This window comes from Thermogemmatispora sp. (assembly GCF_042408735.1).
GTDB lineage: Bacteria > Chloroflexota > Ktedonobacteria > Ktedonobacterales > Ktedonobacteraceae > Thermogemmatispora.
This window is the reverse complement of the sequence record NZ_JBHOQV010000018.1, coordinates 1-3,822: the sequence shown is the minus strand read 5'-3', so window position 1 is coordinate 3,822 and position 3,822 is coordinate 1. Positions and strand designations below refer to the sequence as shown.

3 protein-coding genes are annotated in these 3,822 nt (G+C 58.1%); 2 read left to right on the top strand and 1 reads right to left on the bottom strand.

Annotated elements, in window-relative coordinates; translation table 11 throughout:
- Nucleotides 1-322: class I SAM-dependent methyltransferase (locus ACFMO7_RS01560; protein ID WP_376793782.1), on the top strand; the 322-nt coding region annotated here is incomplete at its 5' end.
- A gap of 223 nt (nucleotides 323-545) precedes the next feature.
- Nucleotides 546-2,420 (top strand): BTAD domain-containing putative transcriptional regulator, encoded by a 1,875-nt coding sequence (locus tag ACFMO7_RS01555; protein WP_376793781.1) that lies wholly within the window; start codon nucleotides 546-548, stop codon nucleotides 2,418-2,420.
- On the opposite strand, the gene ACFMO7_RS01550 is transcribed toward ACFMO7_RS01555, so the two are convergent.
- Entirely contained in the window at nucleotides 2,410-3,168 is a 759-nt protein-coding gene (locus ACFMO7_RS01550) for an HAD family hydrolase (RefSeq protein ID WP_376793780.1), read from the bottom strand. The genes ACFMO7_RS01555 and ACFMO7_RS01550 overlap by 11 nt on opposite strands.
- Between the last annotated feature and the right edge of the window lie 654 nt (nucleotides 3,169-3,822).

Genomic DNA, 3,822 nt, shown 5'->3' with positions numbered 1-3,822 from the left:
TTACCAGCACCATGCCCTGTATCGCACCCTGAGCAACCATTACCTGGCTCCGCTTGTCCCCGAGCAGGTACGTACCATCCTGGACGTGGGCACTGGGACTGGGATCTGGGCCTTCGAGATGCAGGCGCTCTTTCCGCACGCTCGCATCGTCGGCGTCGACGTCTCGCTCGCGTCGCTGCCCCAGCCGGTGCCGCCGCCCTGCCTCTTCGTGCGCGCTAACCTCGCGGAGAGCCTGCCTCCCCCTATCGAGCCGTTATCTTCCTCTTCTCCAAGCTTCCTCTTCGGAAGCGTTGAGCATCTCCTGTCCAGAGAGATGTCTTGAAGAGGACAACGAAGGCTCTCTCTTCCTCATCTTGACGAGCACGATGTGCGGTGCTATCCTGAAAGCAGCTCTCCTTTGCGTGGGACAAAAGGCCTCTCGTGCTAGACTGCAGCCGAGAAGATCAGACAGCAAGAGTCAAGTAGTGCTGAGGGTGAAGCAGTGAGACCCAAGTAAGAGCGAATGAGGGAGGCCTATACCAGCAGGTTGGTAGGAGGTTCCGAAGATGCAGGGGCAACCAGGCACCTCTCTTGTGCCTCATGTCTCCTCTTCATGCCGTCTGCGAGTCTACCTGTATGGCCCCTTGGAGGTCTGGAAGCGGAATCCCGATGAGTCCTGGAGCCTGCTTGATAAGGCCGCCTGGGGCAAAGGGCGACCAGCTCGCTCTGTCTTCAAACGGTTGCTGACCGCCCCTGGACGCCATCTTTCGCGCGCGGCTCTTCAAGAGGATCTGTGGCCCGATATCGATCAGGCTGCCTTTGCCGATAAGATGGTCTACAGCGCGGTCAATCAGATCCGCCGGGCCATTGGCAAAGAGCTGGTGCGCACGCTGGAAACGGGCTATGCACTGGCAGATCAATCGGTCATTTGGGTCGATGACGACGCTTGTCGAGGACTGCTTGCTGAGGCAGAGAATCGGGGAGGCACCACAGATGAGGCTGTTCCCCTTTTAGAGCAGATTCTGACTTACCAGGAGCGAGGCGAGTTGCTAGAAGGAGAGGACGGCACCTGGGTCTATGGCGTCCGACAACGCAGCGAGGAGATGCTGAAACAATGCCGGCGCTGGCTCGCTGTGGCCTACGAACGGCAAGGGAAGCTCTGGCAAGCCGGAGAACAGTATCGAGCATTATTTCACGCTCTTCCACCAGATGAGGAAGCTCTTCGAGCCTGGATCACGATGCTCCTCCGGCATGGAAGAGTTCAAGAGGCGTTGAGATGCTACCAGGTGGCCAAGGAAGCTGCCGAGGCACAAGGGTTCTCCCTCTCGTTTCACTTCGACGCCCAGGCACTTCCCCCTCAGCAGATGCTCTTTTCCATACCCTTCGCTCTTCCCCAGCTCATCCCTCCCTTCCCACACGCCTCCGGTGAATCAGTTCGCTCTGATCTTGTCATCGTCACTGAGGCAGAGCTGTGTGATCGTCTGACAACGCTGCTCGCTCAGCCAGCAATGACGGGACAGAGAGAAATCAGATATTTTGACCAGCAGACACGGCTGTACTGGATGGCCCGAGAAGAACAGGCTTTACCGCCACCTTTGCTGTACTCGGCTGTCGTGAAATATCTGGAAAGTCTCACGCTGGTGCTTGCCAGCGCTCAGACAGCAGACTGCCGCCAACGGCTTTGTGCCACCATCAGCCGGACGGCACTGCTTGCGGGCGTATTGCTGTATGACAGAGGACACTCTCTGAAAGCTCGGACCTACTATCGACTGGCCATGCGCGCAGCAGCTGAGGCCGGTGATCCTCTTCTGCAAGCAGTCATCTGGGGATGGAAAAGCTTCACCTGGACCTACTCATCTCAGTATCAGAAAGCGCTTCACTGTATCCAGGCCGCACGTCAGCTTGCTCCCGCCTGGGCCGATCGGCTGCTCTACGTCTGGCTAACAGCAGTCGAGGCCGAGATTCTTGCTCATCTAGGTCATCGCGATGCCTGTCTCCAAAACCTTCGTGTCCTTGAGCAGGAGGGTTCCCCCGCCCAGGGACCTGATCTCGCTTTCCTGGTCGAATTTCAACCTGGCTTACTCCTGGGCTATAAAGGGGTGTGTCTGCAACTCTTGTATCAGCGGCAACAGCCCGCAACGCTTGGCCTCTTGCACGAGGCCCAAGAGGCTTTGGAGCAGGCCTTAACCACGACTCCACCACCCAGACGCAAACTGTACTATCTCAGTGATCTGGCCAGCGCCTATGCTCTCCAGGGAGAGATCGAGCACGCATGTACCTATGTGACACAGTGCCTCGCGTTGCTGGCTCAGCTTGGAGAGCAATCGCGGGCCGCTCAGAAGCATCTGTTTCATGTGCAGGAGCTGTTGCAACCCTACCAGGATGTGGCCTCTGTCAGAGCACTCAAGGAACAGCTTCGACCCTTCTCTCTCAAGAGGTAAGGAGAGAACAGAGCTCGGCAAGGTCATGCACAATCCAGTCAGGGTGCACCGGATTCTCCTTGCTCAACCCGCCGCCGCTGGCGTCGTACCAGATGGTCAACAGACCGACCTGCTGAGCGCCTGCAATGTCACGGGTCAGATCATCGCCGATCATCCAGGCCTCAGGGGCACGAAGGTGGAGCCGCTCTAGCGCCTGCTGGAAGATACGCGGATCTGGTTTCGCGACGCCCACCTCTTCCTCGATCAGCACCGCATCAAACCATGAGGCTAATCCATGCTGCGCGATCTTGAGGCGTTGATAGGTCGCGTTCCCATTGGTCACAAGAGCCAGAGCCAGCGAGCGCTGGCGGCAGAACTGAAGCACTTCCAGTGCATGAGGGGCAAGGAAGCGATGCGTATCTCGGAGCCGCTCGTAGGCGTGCACCATTTCCACCGCCATCTCTTTGTGAACCCGATGCAGGCTCGCCAGAGCATCTTCAACCACTTCTAGCCGCGTCTCAAATGGTGCCAGGCGATCTCTCCGCTGTTGCTCGGGATCATGCGCGATGGTACGTTGGTAGCTCTGATAACTTCTCTGCAGGGCCTCAAACAGCGCCTCAGCAGACAGATCCAGTGCCGGAGCAAAGGAGCAAGCCACTTCTTGCCAGCTCTGAGCCGGACTCTGGCTCGTGAGCAAGAGGACACCGTCCATGTCAAAGAGCAAGCCCCGCGGATGAGAAATCTGTCTGTGCTCAGAATACGCCTTCATCAGGCAGAGTATACCATAGATCTCTCTCTCCTGACTACCGCTCTTCTTCTCCCTATAAGTACAGCGCTTTCCCTCGCTCGTGAACGCTCTCCACGAGAGAAGAGGCGGCTCGCGGCCATTCCTGCCCTGGCACAGGGTGATGGCAGAGACGGTTCTCAGAAACTTCGGATAAGAGTCACAGAAAGGTTGGAAAAACCTCGCTTCTCCCTGAGCTATAGTTGCCGTGGTCACCAACGTGGAGGATTTCGACAGAATCGACAGAACCAGAAGAGTGAGCAAGGTATCTCTCCTTCCTCTTCTCGAAAGGAGTGCGAGCCAATGGCGACCTTTCCGCAACCGCTGACTGACGTGCAGACGCTGCCCCCGTCTTCCTGCCCCCGCTGCTGCCGGCGGCAGGCTCAGAACGCTGGGCCTTCTCCCCGCGAGCGGGTCCAGGCGCACCCTTCTGCCATCAGCTCTGGCCAGTACGACCTGTCATCTACTCAGCCTGATGACATGATATATTCACCCCGTGGAAAGGAGCGCTAACATGGGGTTCTGGCATCATCTCTTCCGCAAGCGCCGCCGCGCACAGGCCCGCGCCGCCTCGTCTCCCGTCCCTGCCGGGACCACAGCGGCAGCGGCGCTATCGATTGAGACAAGAGAAAGGAGGAT